We start from the raw sequence: 232 nt of genomic DNA, 5'->3' as shown, positions 1-232 counted from the left end.
TGGGGTTATTTAAAAGATAGTTTAACCAAAGAACCTATCCCATTAGCCAGTGTTACAAATTTGAATACAAAACAAACGGTAATGACAAGCCATACCGGTCGTTTTAAAATTCAACTTTCCGAAAATCAATTATTTTCATTCGCAGCCGTTGGCTACCATTTCGATACATCAACATTTCATGCGATCCATTTACAACGAGATACGTTATGGCTATATCTCGCCCCACTAACAA

General features: G+C 36.6%; 1 protein-coding gene. It reads left to right on the top strand.

Annotated elements, in window-relative coordinates; translation table 11 throughout:
* Positions 1 to 232, top strand: a 232-nt coding sequence (locus CWC16_RS20130) for a peptidase associated/transthyretin-like domain-containing protein (protein WP_212747467.1), incomplete at both ends; no start/stop codon positions are given.

Source organism: Pseudoalteromonas sp. S3776 (assembly GCF_005886915.1).
Classification (GTDB): domain Bacteria; phylum Pseudomonadota; class Gammaproteobacteria; order Enterobacterales; family Alteromonadaceae; genus Pseudoalteromonas.
The sequence above is the reverse complement of the archived record's forward strand: the minus strand, read 5'-3'. Positions and strand labels throughout refer to the sequence as shown.